Source organism: Candidatus Binatia bacterium (assembly GCA_036493895.1).
In the GTDB taxonomy this organism is placed as follows: Bacteria; Desulfobacterota; Binatia; order UBA1149; family CAITLU01; genus DATNBU01.
Map to the genome: position 1 here is coordinate 1 of DASXOZ010000052.1, position 14,914 is coordinate 14,914.

The 14,914-nt window shown below is 66.4% G+C and carries 30 protein-coding genes; all 30 read right to left on the reverse strand.

Annotation, left to right across the window (positions count from 1 at the left end):
• Nucleotides 1–793 (reverse strand): DNA-directed RNA polymerase subunit alpha (locus tag VGK20_12725; protein ID HEY2774902.1); only part of this gene is annotated, 793 nt, incomplete at its 3' end.
• Nucleotides 794–843: 50 nt separating this feature from the next.
• Entirely contained in the window at nt 844–1,473 is a 630-nt protein-coding gene (rpsD, locus tag VGK20_12730; GenBank protein ID HEY2774903.1) for a 30S ribosomal protein S4, read from the reverse strand.
• A 68-nt stretch (nt 1,474–1,541) separates the two neighbouring features.
• Nucleotides 1,542–1,949, reverse strand: coding sequence for a 30S ribosomal protein S11 (rpsK, locus tag VGK20_12735; protein HEY2774904.1), 408 nt, complete (start codon nt 1,947–1,949; stop codon nt 1,542–1,544).
• A 27-nt stretch (nt 1,950–1,976) separates the two neighbouring features.
• The gene (gene rpsM / locus VGK20_12740; GenBank protein HEY2774905.1) at nt 1,977–2,357 is read right to left on the reverse strand and encodes a 30S ribosomal protein S13; all 381 of its coding nucleotides are present in this window, start codon (nt 2,355–2,357) and stop codon (nt 1,977–1,979) included.
• A 37-nt stretch (nt 2,358–2,394) separates the two neighbouring features.
• Nucleotides 2,395–2,508 (reverse strand): 50S ribosomal protein L36, encoded by a 114-nt coding sequence (gene rpmJ / locus VGK20_12745; GenBank protein HEY2774906.1) that lies wholly within the window; start codon nt 2,506–2,508, stop codon nt 2,395–2,397.
• Nucleotides 2,509–2,542: 34 nt separating this feature from the next.
• Entirely contained in the window at nt 2,543–3,304 is a 762-nt protein-coding gene (map, locus tag VGK20_12750) for a type I methionyl aminopeptidase (protein ID HEY2774907.1), read from the reverse strand.
• The gene (locus tag VGK20_12755) at nt 3,297–3,944 is read right to left on the reverse strand and encodes an adenylate kinase (protein HEY2774908.1); all 648 of its coding nucleotides are present in this window, start codon (nt 3,942–3,944) and stop codon (nt 3,297–3,299) included. Before VGK20_12755 ends, map begins: the two co-directional genes overlap by 8 nt.
• Nucleotides 3,945–3,953: 9 nt before the next feature.
• Complete coding sequence (secY, locus tag VGK20_12760; protein ID HEY2774909.1) at nt 3,954–5,261, reverse strand: preprotein translocase subunit SecY; 1,308 nt, start codon at nt 5,259–5,261, stop codon at nt 3,954–3,956.
• Nucleotides 5,262–5,263: 2 nt separating this feature from the next.
• On the reverse strand, nt 5,264–5,731 hold the full coding sequence (rplO, locus tag VGK20_12765; protein HEY2774910.1) for a 50S ribosomal protein L15: 468 nt from the start codon (nt 5,729–5,731) through the stop codon (nt 5,264–5,266).
• Nucleotides 5,732–5,734: 3 nt separating this feature from the next.
• Nucleotides 5,735–5,920, reverse strand: coding sequence for a 50S ribosomal protein L30 (rpmD, locus tag VGK20_12770; GenBank protein ID HEY2774911.1), 186 nt, complete (start codon nt 5,918–5,920; stop codon nt 5,735–5,737).
• Between the two features lie 56 nt (nt 5,921–5,976).
• The gene (rpsE, locus tag VGK20_12775; GenBank protein HEY2774912.1) at nt 5,977–6,492 is read right to left on the reverse strand and encodes a 30S ribosomal protein S5; all 516 of its coding nucleotides are present in this window, start codon (nt 6,490–6,492) and stop codon (nt 5,977–5,979) included.
• A gap of 31 nt (nt 6,493–6,523) precedes the next feature.
• Nucleotides 6,524–6,871, reverse strand: coding sequence for a 50S ribosomal protein L18 (gene rplR / locus VGK20_12780; protein ID HEY2774913.1), 348 nt, complete (start codon nt 6,869–6,871; stop codon nt 6,524–6,526).
• Between the two features lie 24 nt (nt 6,872–6,895).
• Complete coding sequence (rplF, locus tag VGK20_12785) at nt 6,896–7,435, reverse strand: 50S ribosomal protein L6 (protein HEY2774914.1); 540 nt, start codon at nt 7,433–7,435, stop codon at nt 6,896–6,898.
• 1 nt (nt 7,436) lies between these two features.
• Nucleotides 7,437–7,832: a 30S ribosomal protein S8 gene (gene rpsH, locus VGK20_12790; protein HEY2774915.1), complete on the reverse strand. Its 396-nt coding sequence runs from the start codon at nt 7,830–7,832 to the stop codon at nt 7,437–7,439.
• A 13-nt stretch (nt 7,833–7,845) separates the two neighbouring features.
• Nucleotides 7,846–8,031: a type Z 30S ribosomal protein S14 gene (locus tag VGK20_12795; GenBank protein HEY2774916.1), complete on the reverse strand. Its 186-nt coding sequence runs from the start codon at nt 8,029–8,031 to the stop codon at nt 7,846–7,848.
• A gap of 14 nt (nt 8,032–8,045) precedes the next feature.
• A complete protein-coding gene (gene rplE / locus VGK20_12800) occupies nt 8,046–8,618 on the reverse strand; it encodes a 50S ribosomal protein L5 (GenBank protein ID HEY2774917.1) in 573 nt (190 codons plus the stop codon).
• A gap of 59 nt (nt 8,619–8,677) precedes the next feature.
• A complete protein-coding gene (gene rplX / locus VGK20_12805) occupies nt 8,678–9,016 on the reverse strand; it encodes a 50S ribosomal protein L24 (GenBank protein ID HEY2774918.1) in 339 nt (112 codons plus the stop codon).
• A gap of 32 nt (nt 9,017–9,048) precedes the next feature.
• Nucleotides 9,049–9,417: a 50S ribosomal protein L14 gene (rplN, locus tag VGK20_12810; protein ID HEY2774919.1), complete on the reverse strand. Its 369-nt coding sequence runs from the start codon at nt 9,415–9,417 to the stop codon at nt 9,049–9,051.
• Nucleotides 9,414–9,725, reverse strand: a complete 312-nt coding sequence (rpsQ, locus tag VGK20_12815; protein HEY2774920.1) for a 30S ribosomal protein S17 — start codon at nt 9,723–9,725, stop codon at nt 9,414–9,416. Before rpsQ ends, rplN begins: the two co-directional genes overlap by 4 nt.
• Nucleotides 9,722–9,931 (reverse strand): 50S ribosomal protein L29, encoded by a 210-nt coding sequence (gene rpmC / locus VGK20_12820; protein HEY2774921.1) that lies wholly within the window; start codon nt 9,929–9,931, stop codon nt 9,722–9,724. Before rpmC ends, rpsQ begins: the two co-directional genes overlap by 4 nt.
• Nucleotides 9,918–10,349 (reverse strand): 50S ribosomal protein L16, encoded by a 432-nt coding sequence (gene rplP / locus VGK20_12825; protein HEY2774922.1) that lies wholly within the window; start codon nt 10,347–10,349, stop codon nt 9,918–9,920. The genes rpmC and rplP overlap by 14 nt, the downstream gene beginning before the upstream one ends.
• Nucleotides 10,350–10,361: 12 nt before the next feature.
• The gene (rpsC, locus tag VGK20_12830) at nt 10,362–11,024 is read right to left on the reverse strand and encodes a 30S ribosomal protein S3 (GenBank protein ID HEY2774923.1); all 663 of its coding nucleotides are present in this window, start codon (nt 11,022–11,024) and stop codon (nt 10,362–10,364) included.
• Between the two features lie 29 nt (nt 11,025–11,053).
• A complete protein-coding gene (gene rplV, locus VGK20_12835; GenBank protein HEY2774924.1) occupies nt 11,054–11,389 on the reverse strand; it encodes a 50S ribosomal protein L22 in 336 nt (111 codons plus the stop codon).
• A 15-nt stretch (nt 11,390–11,404) separates the two neighbouring features.
• On the reverse strand, nt 11,405–11,689 hold the full coding sequence (gene rpsS / locus VGK20_12840) for a 30S ribosomal protein S19 (GenBank protein HEY2774925.1): 285 nt from the start codon (nt 11,687–11,689) through the stop codon (nt 11,405–11,407).
• Between the two features lie 29 nt (nt 11,690–11,718).
• The gene (rplB, locus tag VGK20_12845; protein ID HEY2774926.1) at nt 11,719–12,543 is read right to left on the reverse strand and encodes a 50S ribosomal protein L2; all 825 of its coding nucleotides are present in this window, start codon (nt 12,541–12,543) and stop codon (nt 11,719–11,721) included.
• A gap of 111 nt (nt 12,544–12,654) precedes the next feature.
• A complete protein-coding gene (gene rplW, locus VGK20_12850) occupies nt 12,655–12,942 on the reverse strand; it encodes a 50S ribosomal protein L23 (GenBank protein HEY2774927.1) in 288 nt (95 codons plus the stop codon).
• Nucleotides 12,942–13,559 carry a 50S ribosomal protein L4 gene (gene rplD / locus VGK20_12855; GenBank protein ID HEY2774928.1) on the reverse strand — a complete coding sequence of 206 codons (618 nt, stop codon included), beginning with the start codon at nt 13,557–13,559 and terminating at the stop codon, nt 12,942–12,944. Before rplD ends, rplW begins: the two co-directional genes overlap by 1 nt.
• A 10-nt stretch (nt 13,560–13,569) precedes the next feature.
• The gene (gene rplC / locus VGK20_12860; protein ID HEY2774929.1) at nt 13,570–14,244 is read right to left on the reverse strand and encodes a 50S ribosomal protein L3; all 675 of its coding nucleotides are present in this window, start codon (nt 14,242–14,244) and stop codon (nt 13,570–13,572) included.
• 90 nt (nt 14,245–14,334) lie between these two features.
• Entirely contained in the window at nt 14,335–14,646 is a 312-nt protein-coding gene (gene rpsJ, locus VGK20_12865; GenBank protein ID HEY2774930.1) for a 30S ribosomal protein S10, read from the reverse strand.
• 125 nt (nt 14,647–14,771) lie between these two features.
• Nucleotides 14,772–14,914 (reverse strand): elongation factor Tu (gene tuf, locus VGK20_12870; GenBank protein HEY2774931.1); only part of this gene is annotated, 143 nt, incomplete at its 5' end.

Sequence of the window (14,914 nt, forward strand, 5' to 3'; positions counted from 1 at the left end):
TGGCGGAGCGGACGGAAAGCTCGAGCTCGTCGACCTTCTTGAGCAGCGCCGGGTTGAAGGCGAGCTCGGGAATCGCGTGCTGGGCCTCCTCGCGGCGCGGCTCCTCGAAGTTGACGAACACCGCGAGCTGGTCCTGCAGGATGCGCGCGGCAACGGCGACGGCGTCATCGGGACGCACGCTGCCGTCGGTGTAGATGTCGAGCGTCAGCTTGTCGTAGTCGGTTCTCTGGCCGACGCGGGCGCTGCTGACGACGAAGTTCACCTTGCGAACCGGCGAGAACACCGCGTCGAGGTGGATCGTACCCACCGGCGCGTCTTCTTCGCGATTTCGGTCGGCCGTCACGTAACCGCTTCCGCGGCGCGCCGTCAGCTCCATGCGGATCGTGCCGTTCGGGCCGAGCGTCGCGATGTGGTGCTCGGGATTGAGCACCGTGACGTGCGGGCCGAAGTCGAGGTCGCCGGCGACCAGCTCGCGCGGGCCCTTGAGCTCGACGATGCCGGTGTGGCGCTGGCCCTCGTGGATCAGCAGGCGCACTTCCTTCAGGTTGAGAACGACGTCGGTGACGTCCTCGGTCACGCCGTCGATCGTCGAGAACTCGTGCAGGACGCCCTCGATGCGAACCGACGTGATCGCGGCACCCTTCAGCGACGACAGCAGGATGCGGCGCAGCGAGTTGCCGATCGTCGTGCCGAAGCCGCGCTCGAACGGCTCGAGCTCGATGCGACCGTAACGCTCGTTGAGGTCGCGCACTTCCAGCTTCGGCCGGATCAGGTCTTTCCAGTTGTCCAACATTTCTTCGACTGCCTCCGTACGGGCTCCGCCACGCGGAGCCGCCGTTTGCGTTACTTCGAGTACAACTCGACGACCAGGCGCTCGTTGATCGGCATCGTCAACTCGTCGCGGGCCGGCAAGCGCTTGACCTTGCCGGCAAAGGTGCCGGCGTCCAGTTCGAGCCAGTCGGGCACGCCGCGGCGCTGCGAAATCTCGATCGCCCGCTTGAACACGTCCTTCTCGCGGCTGCGCTCGCGCACCTGCACCTGGTCACCGATGCGCACGAGGAACGACGGGATGTCGACCCGCTGCCCGTTGACGGTGAAATGGCGGTGGCGAATGAGCTGGCGCGCTTCCGAGCGCGAGGTGGCCATGCCCATGCGGTAGACCATGTTGTCCAGGCGCCTTTCGAGCAGGATCAGCAGCACTTCGCCGGTGATGTCGCGCGAGACTTCCGCCATCTCGAAGTACCGGCGGAACTGGCTCTCCATCAGGCAGTACATGCGCTTGAGGCGCTGCTTCTCGCGAAGCTGCACGGCGTACTCCGACACCTTGCGGCGCCGGCCCTGGCCGTGCTGCCCGGGCGGATAGTTGCGCCGCTCGATCGCGCACTTGTCGGTGTAGCAGCGATCGCCCTTGAGGAAGAGCTTCATGCCCTCGCGGCGGCAGAGCCTGCAGACTGGATCGGTGTAACGTGCCATGTTCTCTCTCTAGTTCCCGTCGCCGCGCCCGTCCTTCGACGGCTTCGCAGCGCTCGTTTCTCTCTTCGTCAGACGCGCCGCTTCTTGGGCGGGCGGCATCCGTTGTGCGGAATCGGCGTGACGTCCTTGATCGTGATCACCTGCAGCCCGGAGGCGCCGAGTGCACGCACGGCCGACTCGCGGCCTGCGCCGGGGCCCTTCACGAGCACCGTCACCGAGCGCATGCCCATGTCGACGGCGGCGCGGCCGGCCTTCTCGGCCGCCTGCTGCGCCGCGAACGGCGTGCCCTTGCGCGATCCCTTGAATCCGGTCTGCCCGGCGCTCGCCCACGACACGACGTTGCCCTGAGGGTCGGTCAGCGTGACCATCGTGTTGTTGAAGCTCGCCTGGATGTGCGCGACTCCCTCGGGAGGAACGCGGCGGGTCTTCTTGCGCCTGGTCGCTGCACTTGCGGCTGTAGTTGTCCTGGTCGCCATCGTCTCGCTTCCTTCCTGTTTCCTGGCCTACTTCTTGGTGGCTTTTTTCTTGCCGGCGATCGCGACGCGCGGACCCTTGCGCGTACGTGCGTTGGTGTGCGTTCGCTGCCCGTTGACGGGCAGTCCCTTGCGGTGGCGCACCCCGCGGTAGCAACCGAGGTCCATCAACCGCTTGATGTTCATCGCGATCTCGCGCCGCAAGTCGCCCTCGACCTTGGCGTTCTGGTCGATCGCGGCGCGGATCGAGTTGATCTCGCCGTCGGTCAGCTCGTCGCTCTTCTTGGCCGGATCCACGCGCGCCTCGGTCAGGATCTTCATCGAAGACGTGCGTCCGATGCCGTAAATGTAAGTCAGCGCGATCTCCATGCGCTTGTTGCGCGGCAGATCGACTCCAGCAATTCGGGCCATAAGCCTATCCTTCCTTCTCTACCGTGCGCCGGGCGCTTCAGCCCTGGCGCTGCTTGTGACGCGGGTTCTTGCAGACCACGCGCACCTTGCCCTGCCGCTTGATGACCTTGCAGTCGCGACACATGGGCTTGACCGACGATCGAACTTTCATTGCCTTCTTCGCCTCTGTTCCTGTCCCGGCGCCTTCACAGGCGCGTCAGGATCTCGGGGCCCCGCCTGGTGACGGCCACCGTGTGCTCGAAATGCGCCGACCGGCGTCCGTCCGCCGTCCGCGCCGTCCATCCGTCCGAGTCCATCTTCACCGCGGCCGTGCCGGCGTTCACCATCGGCTCGATCGCCAGCACCATGCCGGTCGTGATCGAGCGTCCGCGTCCGCGCTTGCCGAAATTCGGCACCTGCGGGTCCTCGTGCAGCGCGCGCCCGATGCCGTGCCCGACGAAGTCGCGAACCACGGCAAAACCCGCCGCTTCGGCCTCTTCCTGCACGGCCGACCCGATGTCGCCGAGCCTTGCGCCCTCGCGGGCCTGCTCGATGCCGCGCTCCATGCTCGTTTCCGTCGTGCGGATCAGCCTTTCCGATTCCGCATCCACCTTGCCGATCGCCACCGTCACGGCCGAGTCGGCGAAGTACCCGTCGATCTCGACACCGAAGTCGAGCCCGAGGATGTCGCCGTCCGACAGCGCGCGCGTCTCGGACGGGATCCCGTGCACGATCTCGTCGTTCACCGACGCGCAAAGCACCGCCGGGTAGACCGCGTCGCCGACGCGGTAATTCTTGAACGCCGAGCGCGCGCCGGAGCGTGCGATCAAGCGTGCGGCCTCGCGATCGAGATCCGCCGTCGTGACCCCGGGACGCGCCTTTTCACAAAGGGCCGCCAGGATCTCGGCGGTAATGCGCGCCGGACGCCGCATGCGCTCGATCTCCGCCTCCGTCTTCAGCTCAATCATCACAGCCACGTACCGCCGCCAGGATCCGACTGGTCACCTGCTCCGTTCCCGCCGCACCGTCGACGCGCCTCAGCAGCCCGCGCCCCGCGTAATAACCCATCAGCGGCTCGGTCTGCCGGTGATAGACCGCGAGCCTCTCGCGTACTGTCGACTCGCGATCGTCGTCGCGGACGAAAAGCTCTCCGCCGCACGCGTCGCACGCACCCTCGACCTTCGGCGGGCTCAGCGTCACGTGGTACAGCCGCCCGCAGTTCCTGCAGGTGCGGCGACCCGACAGGCGCCCGACGATCGTCTGCACCGGCACTTCCAGCGCGATCACGTGATCGACGCCGCCTTTGTCGAGCACTTCCTGCAGCTTCTCGGCCTGGGCCGGGTTGCGCGGGAAGCCGTCGAGCACGAATCCACTGCGACAATCGGCCTCGCAGACTCGCGTACGGATCAGGCCCAGCACCAGCTCGTCCGGGACGAGCTGGCCGCGATCCATGAAATCCTTCGCCTTCTGACCGACGTTCGTGCCCGACGAGACGGACTGGCGCAGCAGGTCGCCCGACGAAATGTGGGGAACCGACAGCGCTTCCTCCAGCAGATCGCCCTGGGTGCCTTTGCCGCTACCCGGTGGTCCGACGAGCACGAGTCGCATCCGTGCCCTCTACCTCCGTCCCCTCAGGCTGCCCTTCTTGAGAAACCCGTCGTAGTTGCGCTGGATCAGATGCGCCTGCATCTGGGCGACCGTGTCGATCGCGACGCCGACGACGATCAGCAGCGAGGTTCCTCCGAAGAAGAACGGGACGTTGAAACGCTGGATCAAAAGGGTCGGCAGCACGCAGATCACGGCGATGTACAGGGCACCGCTGATCGTCAGCCGCGTAAGAATGTGGTCGATGTACTCCGCCGTGCGCTTGCCCGGGCGGATGCCCGGGATGAAGCCGCCGCCCTTCTGCAGGTTCTCGGCCACGTTGTTCGGGTCGAACGTGACTGCCGTGTAGAAGTACGCGAAGAAGATGATCGCCGAGATGTACAGCAGGTTGTAGAGCAGGCTGCCCGGCGCGATCAGCGTCGCGAACTCGCGCACCGTCTCGTTCGGCGTGAACTGCGCGATCGTGCCGGGGAAGATCAGCAGCGAAGACGCGAAGATCGGCGGGATCACGCCGGCCATGTTGACTTTCAGCGGCAGGTGCGTGGCCTGCGCGCTCATGATGCGCCGGCCGACCACGCGCTTGGCGTACTGGATCGGGATGCGCCTCTGGCCACGCTCGACGAAGATCACCGCGCCGATGGTCACGACGATGATCGCCGCGAGGATCAGCATGATCAGCGGTCCGATTTCACCCTGGCTCGCGAACTGGAACGTGTTGCGCGTCGCGTTGGGCAGGTTGGCGACGATACCGGCGAAGATCAGCATGCTGATGCCATTGCCGATGCCGCGCTCGGAGATCTGCTCGCCGAGCCACATCAGGAACACGGTGCCGGCCGAAAGCGTCGTCATGGTCATCAGCCGGAAAGCCCAGCCGCCCTGGTAGACCACGGCCGCTCCCGTCGGACCCTGGATCTGCTCGAGTCCGAGCGAGATGAAGAAGCCCTGCACGAACGCGAGGATCACGGTGCCGTAGCGCGTGTACTGCGTGATGCGGCGGCGTCCCTGCTCGCCTTCCTTCGAGAGGCGCTCGAGCGAGGGCACGACCATCGTCATCAGCTGCAGGATGATCGACGACGAGATGTACGGCATGATGCCGAGCGCGCAGACCGAGAACCTCGCGAGCGCCCCGCCCGAAAAGAGGTTCACCATGTCGAACACGCTGGCCGAGGCCGCGTGGAAGTACTCGCCGAGGGCTTCTCCGTCGATGCCGGGCGTCGGAACGGCCACCGCGAGTCGGTAGACCGCCAGAAGCGCCAGCGTGAAGCCGAGGCGCCGGCGAAGCTCCGGGATGCGCGGAAGGTTCTGGAAGCCCGAGTACATCGTCAGTCCTGTCCGCTCTCGGCCAGCTCGGCCAGAGTGTCGGCGCGGCCGCCCGCCGCCTCGATCGCGGCCTTGGCGGAAGCGGAGAACGCGTCGGCGTGCACGGTGAGCGCGCGGTCGAGCGTGCCGTTGCCGAGGATTTTCACCGGCAGGTTGCGCATGGCCAGGCCCCGCTCCCTCAGCGAGTCCTGGTCGACGACGGCGCCGGCCTCGAAGCGCGAGGCAAGCTCACCGACGTTGATCACCTGGTAGGCGACGCGGCTGATGTTCTTGAAACCGAACTTCGGCAGACGGCGTGCCAGAGGCATCTGGCCGCCTTCGAAGCCGGGCGAATTGGTTCCGCCCGAACGCGCGAGAAGTCCCTTGTGGCCCTTGCCCGAGGTCTTGCCGAGGCCCGAGCCGGGGCCGCGGCCCACACGCTTGCGCTTCGTGCGCGATCCGGGAGCCGGCTTCATCGAGTCGAGTTGCATCGCTCAGCCCTCCACCTTCACGAGGTGCTGCACCTTCGCGATCATTCCCGCCACCGGCGCGGTCTCGCGCAGGACCACCGTGCGTCCCATGCGCGTAAGACCAAGGCCGCGCAGCGTCGCGCGCTGGCGCTCGGTCGTGCCGCGCATACCGCCGGTCAGCGTGAGCTTCACCATTTTCTCCGTAGCCATGACTTCGTCTCTTCCCTTTTTGCGTTCGCGCTCTCGCGCTCACTTCGCTGCCGTCGTCAGTGGACGAGTTGGCTGAGCTCCTTGCCGCGGCGCGCCGCGATCTGGGCCGGATCATCGAGCTGGGCCAGCGCAGCCATCGTCGCCTTGACCATGTTGTGAGGGTTGTGCGAACCGAGGCACTTGGTCAGCACGTTCTGGATTCCCGCCAACTCGACGACCGCGCGGATTCCGCCGCCGGCGATGATGCCGGTACCGTCGCTGGCCGGGCGCAGGAACACGCTGCCGGCGCCGAAGTCGCCCTGCACCGCGTACGGGATCGTGCCCTTGGCCATCGGGATTCGCACCATCTGCTTGCGTGCACGCTCGACCGCCTTGCGGATCGCCTCGGGCACTTCCTTCGCCTTGCCAACTCCGTAGCCGACCCGCCCGCCGCCGTCGCCGACGACGACCAGCGCGCTGAAGCTGAAGCGGCGTCCACCCTTGACGACCTTGGCCACACGGTTGATGTGAACCACCCGCTCCTTGAACTCGGAGTCGGCGGCCTGTCCCTGCTGAGAATCTCGTCGTGCCATCTTCTACCTGTCGGCGCGCTGTGCGCGCCGCCTAGAACTTCAGTCCTGCCTCGCGGGCGGCGTCTGCAAGCGCGCGCACGCGGCCGTGGTACTTGTAGCCACCGCGGTCGAAGACGACCTCGGCGATCGAAAGCTGCTTGCAGCGCTCGGCGATGTCGCGGCCGAGCTGCTGGGCCGCGCCGACGTTGCCTTTGCCGCCGGTCACCGTAGAGGCCGCGGCCAGCGTGTGGCCGGTGTCGTCCGAGATGATCTGCACGTAGAGGTAACGGTTCGAGCGGAACACCGACAGGCGCGGCCGCGAAGCGGTGCCGCGCACGCGCTTGCGAACCCTCGCATGGCGAAAGCCGCGTCCTTCCCTTCGATCCCTGGAGACATCCATCGTCGTGTCCTCTGCCTCGTCTGACTACTTGGCTCCGGCCTTGCCGGCTTTGCGCCTGACGTGCTCGTCGCCGTAACGCACGCCCTTGCCCTTGTACGGCTCGGGCGGACGCAGCTTGCGGATGCCGGCCGCCACTTCGCCGACGAGCTGGCGGTTGGCGCCGGTGAGCGTGATCGAAACCTGCTTGTCGACGCTCGCCTTCACGCCGGTCGGAAGCTGGTAGACGATCGGGTGCGAAAACCCGAGGGTCAGCGTGACGTCCGAACCTTTCGCATCGGCGCGGTAGCCGACGCCGGTGATCTCGAGCTTGCGCGTAAAGCCGGAGCTGACACCGACGAGCGCGTTGGAAACCATGCGGCGCACGAGGCCCTGGCGGCTGCGCTCGTGGCGACCGTCGCCGGTGCGCGACACGAGGACGCCCGCGGAATCGACGCTGACCGGAGCAGCCGGATCCATCGCGACGAACATCTCGCCGAGCGGGCCCTTGGCCTTGAGCGATGAGCCCTCGAGCGTCACGGCGACGCCCTTCGGGACCGGAAGAGGAACTTTGCCGAGACGAGACACGTTACCAGACCTCGCAGATCACTTCGCCGCCCACGTTGCGGCGGCGCGCCTCGCGGTCGGACAGCAGGCCAACCGGGGTGCTCAGGATACTGATGCCGAGACCGCCACGAACGCGCGGCGCCTCTTCGGAAGAGCTGTAGCGACGCAGGCCGGGGCGGCTGATTCGGCGGATGCCGGTCAGCACCGGTTCGCCGCCGTCGCTGTAGCGGATGTGCAGCACCAGCGACTTGCGGGTCTGTTCGCCGGAAACCTCGACTTCGCGCAGGAAGCCTTCGTCGCACAGCAGGCGCGCGATGGCTTCCTTCACGCGCGAGTGCGGCAGCGCGACCTGGTCGCGGCGCCCGCGGCACGCGTTGCGGATGCGGGTGAGAAGATCGGCAATCGGATCGGTCATCATCGCGACGCCCTCCTCACCAGCTCGCCTTGACGAGGCCTGGAATCACGCCCTGCAGCGCGAGATTGCGCAGGCAGATGCGGCAGAGCTTGAAGCGCCGGTAAACGCTGCGCGGGCGGCCGCATTGCTTGCAGCGCGTGTAGCCGCGCACCGTGAACTTCGGCTTGCGCTCGGACTTGATGATCATCGATTTCTTGGCCACGCCTGTTCTCCGTCCTATTGCTGCTGGCTCCCGCCCTGCGGGCGGAACGGCATTCCGAGCCTGGTCAGCAGCGCGCGACCCTGCGCGTCGTTGCGCGCGGTGGTCACGATCGTCACCGACAGTCCGTGGATCTTCTCGACCTTGTCGAGCTCGATCTCGGGGAAAATGATCTGTTCGCGCAATCCGATGCTGAGGTTGCCGCGGCCGTCGAAGCCGCGGCTGGGCAGCCCGCGAAAGTCGCGAACGCGCGGAAGCGCGACGCGGATGAAGCGCTCGAGGAACTCGTACATCCGCTCGCGGCGCAGCGTCACGGCGACGCCGATCGGCATCTTCTCGCGAAGCTTGAAATTCGAGATGGCCTTTTTCGAGCGAGTGACAACCGGCCTTTGCCCGGTGATGATGCCGACCTGCTCGACCGCTCCGTCGATCAGTTTGGGGTTCTGGACGGCGTCGCCCAGGCCCACATTGATCACGATCTTCTCGAGGCGGGGCACTGCCATCACGCTGGTCAGGCCGAACTCCTTCTGCAGCACGGGTCGGATCTCGTCCTCATAGCGCCGCTGGAGCGTCGGTTTGGTTGCAGCCATCGTCTTCGTCCTCTTCCCTTCGTTCCTGTCGTTCCTGTCGTCCCTGTCACTCGACGCGCTCAACGCGCGTCGATGACCTCTCCGCTGACACGGCTCACGCGCACGTGCCGGGTCTTGCCGCCCTTGCCGCCTTCGATCGCCTTGCGACCGACGCGCGTCGGCTTGTGGACGCTCGGGCACAGCAGCATCACGTTGGAGATGTGGATCGGCGTCTCCTTCTCGAGAATGCCGCCGGGCTGCTGGCCGCGCGGCTTGTTGTGGCGCTTGACCATTGCGATGCGTTCGACCTGGATGCGGTCGCCGTCGGTCAGGACGCGGGTGACCTTGCCGGTCTTGCCCTTGTCCTTGCCCGCGATGACGATCACGGTATCGCCCTTCTTGATGTTCTGCTTGGCCATGACTTTCCTTCTGATACTCGGGCAAGCCCTCGCTACAGAACCTCCGGCGCGAGCGAGATGATCTTCATGAACTTCTTCGCGCGCAGCTCGCGGGCCACCGGTCCGAAGATGCGGGTTCCGATGGGCTCGCCCTGGTTGTCCAGGATGACGGCCGAGTTGGTGTCGAAGCGGATGTAGGACCCGTCGGGGCGGCGCGTCTCGCGCGTCGTTCGCACGACGACTGCCTTGACCACCTGGCCCTTGGTGATCTTTCCGCCCGGCGTCGCTTCCTTGACGCTGCCGACGATGATGTCGCCGATGCGCGCGTAGCGACGACGCGTGCCGCCGAGCACGCGGATGCACAGCAGGCGGCGTGCGCCGGAATTGTCGGCGACGTCGAGGACTGCCTCCTGCCCGATCATTTCAGGCCTCCCTCCACGTCCGCCACGGCCGGCCCCTGCACGGCCTGCTCGACGATGCGGGACAGGCGCCAGCGCTTGAGGCGGCTGAGCGGACGCGTCTCGGCGATCACCACGCGATCACCGGGACGGCACTCGTTCTTCTCGTCGTGCACCATGTAGTGCTTGTCGCGCACGACGGTCTTCATGTACTTGCCGTGGCGCACGCGCCGGGCCACCTTGACCACCGCGGTCTTGTCCATCTTGTTGCTGACGACGATGCCCTCGCGGGTCTTTGCCCGCGGCCTCGCCGGCGTCGCGACGTCACTCATGACTTCGTTCCCTTCTTGTGCGCAGCCTTCTCGCCGCGGACCGTCAGCACGCGCGCCAGGTCACGACGCACGCTCTTGAGCTCCGACGGCTTGTCGAGGCGCCGCGCGTTGCGCTTGAGCGTCAGGCGCGCGACCTTGTCGCGCAGCTCCGCTTCCTTCTTGCCGAGCTCCTCGGCCCCGAGCTTGCGAACGTCATTCGGCTGCATGGGCTTCCTCTCTGGAGCAGAAGCGCGTGGAGACCGGCAGCTTGTGGGCGGCCAGGCGCATCGCTTCCTTCGCCAGCGTCGGCTCGACGCCTTCCATCTCGAACAGCACGCGACCGGGCTGCACCGGGCAGACCCACGCCTCGGGCGATCCCTTGCCTTTTCCCATGCGCACTTCGGCCGGTTTCTTCGTGATCGGAAGGTCCGGGAAGATGCGGATCCAGACGCGGCCGCCGCGCTTGATGTGGCGCGTGATCGCGATTCGGGCAGCCTCGATCTGGCGCGCGGTCAGGCGGCCCCACGCCGTCGACTTCAAACCGAAGTCGCCGAACTCCAGGGTATTGCCCGAGTACGCCAGGCCGCGGTTGCGACCCTTCATCTTGTGCATCTTGCGGAACTTGGTCTTTTTCGGCTGCAGCATGGCGTCGGCCTCTTACATCCCCGCTCCGGCCTTGCGCTCTTCCTGATGGCGCAACGTGCCGTCGCCGCGGTAAACCCAGACTTTGACGCCGATGACGCCGAACGTCGTGCGTGCTTCGGCAAGCCCGTACTGCACGTCGGCGCGCAGCGTGTGCAGCGGCACCTGGCCCTCGCGGTACCATTCGGTGCGTGCGATTTCGTGGCCGCCCAGCCGCCCGCCGCACTGGACGCGAATGCCCAGGCCGCCCATGCGCATCGCGCGCGCGACCGCTTCCTTCATCGCGCGGCGGAACATCACGCGGCGCTCGAGCTGCAGCGCGATGTTCTCGGCGACGAGCTGGGCGTCGAGGTCGGGACGGCGGATCTCGTGGATCTCGACGAAGCTGTCCTTGCCGGCCAGCTTCTGCATGTCCGACTTCAGCTTCTCGATCTCGGCGCCCTTCTTGCCGATGACGATGCCGGGGCGCGCGGTATGGATGTGCACGCGCACGTTCTTCGAAGCGCGCTCGATCTCGATCTTCGGTACCCCGGCGTGCGAGAGGCGCTTGCGCAGGAACTTGCGGATCGCGAGATCCTGCTGCAGCAGATCCGCGTAATTCTTGCCCGCGAACCAGCGCGAGTCCCAGGTCTCGGTGACGCCGAGGCGAAAGCCTCTCGGATGTGTTTTCTGTCCCACGTGAACTTCCTTGCCTGTTCTCTTCGCTCTCAGCCGCGCGAGTCCACCACCACGGTGATGTGGCTGGTGCGCTTGCGGATCGCGGTGGCGCGTCCCTGCGCTCGCGGCCGGAAACGCCCGGCAACGGGACCGGGGTCCACGGTGATCGTCTTGACGAAGAGAGTGTCGACGTCGAGGTTGTTGTTGTTCTCCGCGTTCGCGACGGCGGAGCGCAGCGTCTTGGCGACGAAGCGCGCCGCCTTCTTCGGCGTAAAATCGAGCACCGCCAGCGCGTCCTCGACGCCCTGGCCGCGCACGATGTCGGCGACCAGGCGGCACTTGCGCGGCGAGATCGACTGGTAACGGGCGATGGCTTTCACTTCCATGACGTCTCGAGCCCCTTACTTCCTGCCCGGCCCTTCGCTCTTGCGCGCGCCGGAGTGGGCCTGGAAGGTACGGGTCGGCGCAAACTCGCCGAGCTTGTGACCGACCATGTTCTCGTTGATGTAGATCGGCAGAAAACGTCGTCCGTTGTGGACCGAGAACGTGTAACCGATCATCTCCGGCACGATCGTCGAGCGCCGCGACCACGTCTTGATCGGGCGGCGATCGTCGACGCTCTGCATGGAGATCTTCTTGAGCACGCTGGCATCCACGAAGGGGCCTTTCTTGATGGACCTGGGCACGGGCGACCTCTCTTTCCTGTTCTCTCGAACTACTTCTTCTTGCGCCGCGTGACGATGTACTTGTCGGTGCGCGGGTTGTAGCGCGTGCGGGCGCCCTTGGTCGGCTTGCCCCACGGCGTCTGCGGATGATTACCCTTGGCGCGGCCTTCGCCGCCGCCGTGCGGGTGATCGACCGGGTTCATCGCGATGCCGCGGGTCTGGGGCCTGACGCCCCGCCACCGCGCGCGACCGGCTTTGCCGATCGTGATGTTCTCGTGCTGCGCGTTGCCGACCTGTCCGATGGTCGCGCGGCACTCGCGGCGCACGTTGCGAAGCTCGCCCGAAGGCAGTCGCAGCAGCGCGTAGTCGCCTTCCTTGGCGACGAGCTGGGCGCCGCAACCGGCGCTGCGCGCCATCTTGCCGCCGGCACCCGGCTTGATTTCGATCGAGTGCACCGTGGTGCCCACCGGAACGCGATCCAGCGGAAGCGTGTTGCCGGGCTTGATGTCCGACTCCGGGCCGGACACGACGGCATCGCCCACCTTGGCGCCCTCGGGAGCGACGATGTAGGCCTTCTCGCCGTCGGCGTAGACGAGCAGCGCAATGCGCGCCGAGCGGTTCGGGTCGTACTCGACGGTGGCGATGCGGCCGGGGATCCCGTCCTTGGTGCGACGGAAATCGATCAGCCGGTAGCGCCGCTTGTGGCCGCCGCCGCGGTGACGCGACGTAATGCGCCCGTTCGAGTTGCGACCGCCGCTCTTCTTGATCGGACGCAACAGCGACTTCTCAGGCTGGGTCTCGGTCACCTCGTCGAAATCGAACCCCGTCATGAAACGGCGTCCGGGCGAGGTTGGCTTGAAGAACTTCACTCCCACGGTCGTTCGCTCCTAAAATCCGTTATCCGATCCGAGCGCTTTCGCGCACTCAGATCTTTTTTGTCTTCGCGCTCGCGCACTCAGATCTTTTTTGTCTTCGCGCTCGCGCACTCAGATCTTTTCCAGCAGCTCGGCGGCGTTGCCGTCGGCGAGGGTGATGTAGGCCTTCTTCCATGCGGGGCGCTTGCCGAGGATCTTGCCGGCGCGTTTTTTCTTGCCGAGGAAGTTGGCGGTACGCACCGCGGTCACTTTCACCGAAAACAGCTTCTCGACGGCGCGGCGGATCTCGAACTTCGTCGCGTGCGTCGGCACCTTGAAGACGACCTGGCCGTGCTCGGCAACCAGAGTCCCCTTCTCGGTGATCAGCGGGGTCTGCAGCAGCTTGAGCTCGCTTCCCATCACGAAAGCCTCGCTTCGATGGCGGCCAGCGCGTCCTGGGCAACGACCAGGTTCCGGTGCCGCAGGATGTCGTAAACGTTCAGGCCTTCGACGGGCAGCACGAGCACTCGCGGCAGGTTGCGCCCGGCAAGCTCGATGTTGCGGTCGCGTCCGGCGATCACGACGAGCGCGCTGTCGGCGACGTCGAGGCCGGCCAGCAGCGCGGCCATCTCCCTGGTCTTGGGCCCGGCAAACTCGATGCGGTCGATCACCTTCAGCTGGCCGTCGCGCGCCTTCTGCGCGAGCGCGCTCGCCAGCGCACCGCGGCGCGTGGAGGCGGGCAGGCGATACTCGTAGCTGCGCGGCTGCGGTCCGAAGATTGCCGCGCCTCCTCTCCAGATCGGCGAGCGATTGGAGCCGGCGCGAGCGCGGCCGGTGCCCTTCTGCTTGAACGGCTTCTTGCCGCCGCCGCTGACGAAAGCGCGGGTCTTGGTCGAATGCGTGCCGGCGCGGCGCGACGCGAGCTGCGCGAGCACCTGGTCGAACAGGATCGCATCGTTGACGCGAGACTCGAACACGGCCGGCAGCGTGATGCTGCCGACGGCCTGGTTGCTGCGATTGACGATAGAAGCTTCCATGGCCTGCCCTTTACTGCGCTGCCGGCGCCGCCGGGGCGGGCCTCTGCGTACGCTGGCGCTTGATGGCCGGGCGAACGACGATCTGGGTGCCGGGCGCGCCGGGAACGGCGCCGCGCACCATCAGCAGGTTCTCGTCGGCGCGAACCTCGACGACACGCAGGTTCTGCGTCGTGCACTTGTCCTGGCCCATGTGGCCGTCCATGCGCTTGCCCTTGAAGATTCGGCCGGGATACGAGCGGCAACCGACCGAGCCCGGGCCGCGGAACGACTCGTGGGTACCGTGCGTTGCGCGGTGTCCGCTGAAGTTGTGGCGCTTCATCACGCCCTGGAATCCCTTGCCCTTGCTGGTTCCGGTAACGTCGACGTGGTCGCCGGCGTGGAACAGCTCGGCAAGGCGGATCTCCTGGCCGACTTGCCACGATCCCGCTTCGGTCAGACGGAACTCGAGCAGCGCGGAGAAGTTCGAGCGGCCGCCCTTGGCCATGTGGCCGCGCTCGGCCTTCGAGAGGTTCTTTTCGCGGCGCGTGCCGAAGCCGACCTGCAGCGCGTGGTAGCCGTCGCGCTCAGGCGAGCGCACCTGCACGACGGTGCAGGGACCGGTCTCGATCACCGTGACCGGCACGAGATTGCCGCCCTCGACGAAGCGCTGGGTCATTCCAAGTTTCTTGCCGATCAGGCCGAGCATGGCGTTTCCTCTTCTCTTCTCATTACCGTGTCTCGTCTAGTCACGCAGCGGCGCTTGGATAATGAAATCGCTCGCCGGCTCGCGATTTCATTAGTGCAGCTTGATTTCGACGTCGACGCCGGCGGGCAGGTCGAGCTTGCCGAGAGAGTCGATGGTCTGCTGGGTCGGTTCGAGGATGTCGAGAAGCCGCTTGTGAGTGCGGATCTCGAACTGCTCGCGCGACTTCTTGTCGACGTGCGGCGAGCGGTTGACGGTGAAGCGCTCGATGCGGGTCGGCATGGGGACGGGCCCGGCGACGCGTCCGCCGGTGCGGCGCACGGCGTCGACGATGTCGCGTACCGACTGGTCGAGCACGCGATGGTCGTAGGCCTTCAGGCGGATGCGGATGCGTTCGGACATCATGGGGTCAGGTCGTCCTTGTGCCTTGTTCTCGTTCGCTTCGTTCCAATGTCGATACTTCTAAGTGGCGTCGCTTCGCTCTAACCGGCGTCTGGATAGGCAAACCGCTCGCCAGCTCGCGGTTTCCCTTACTCGGTAATCTTGCTGACGACGCCCGCGCCGACGGTGCGGCCGCCTTCGCGGATCGCGAAGCGCAGCCCCTCGTCCATCGCGATGGGCGTGATCAGGTTGACCTGCAGCTGGACCGTGTCGCCCGGCATCACCATCTCGG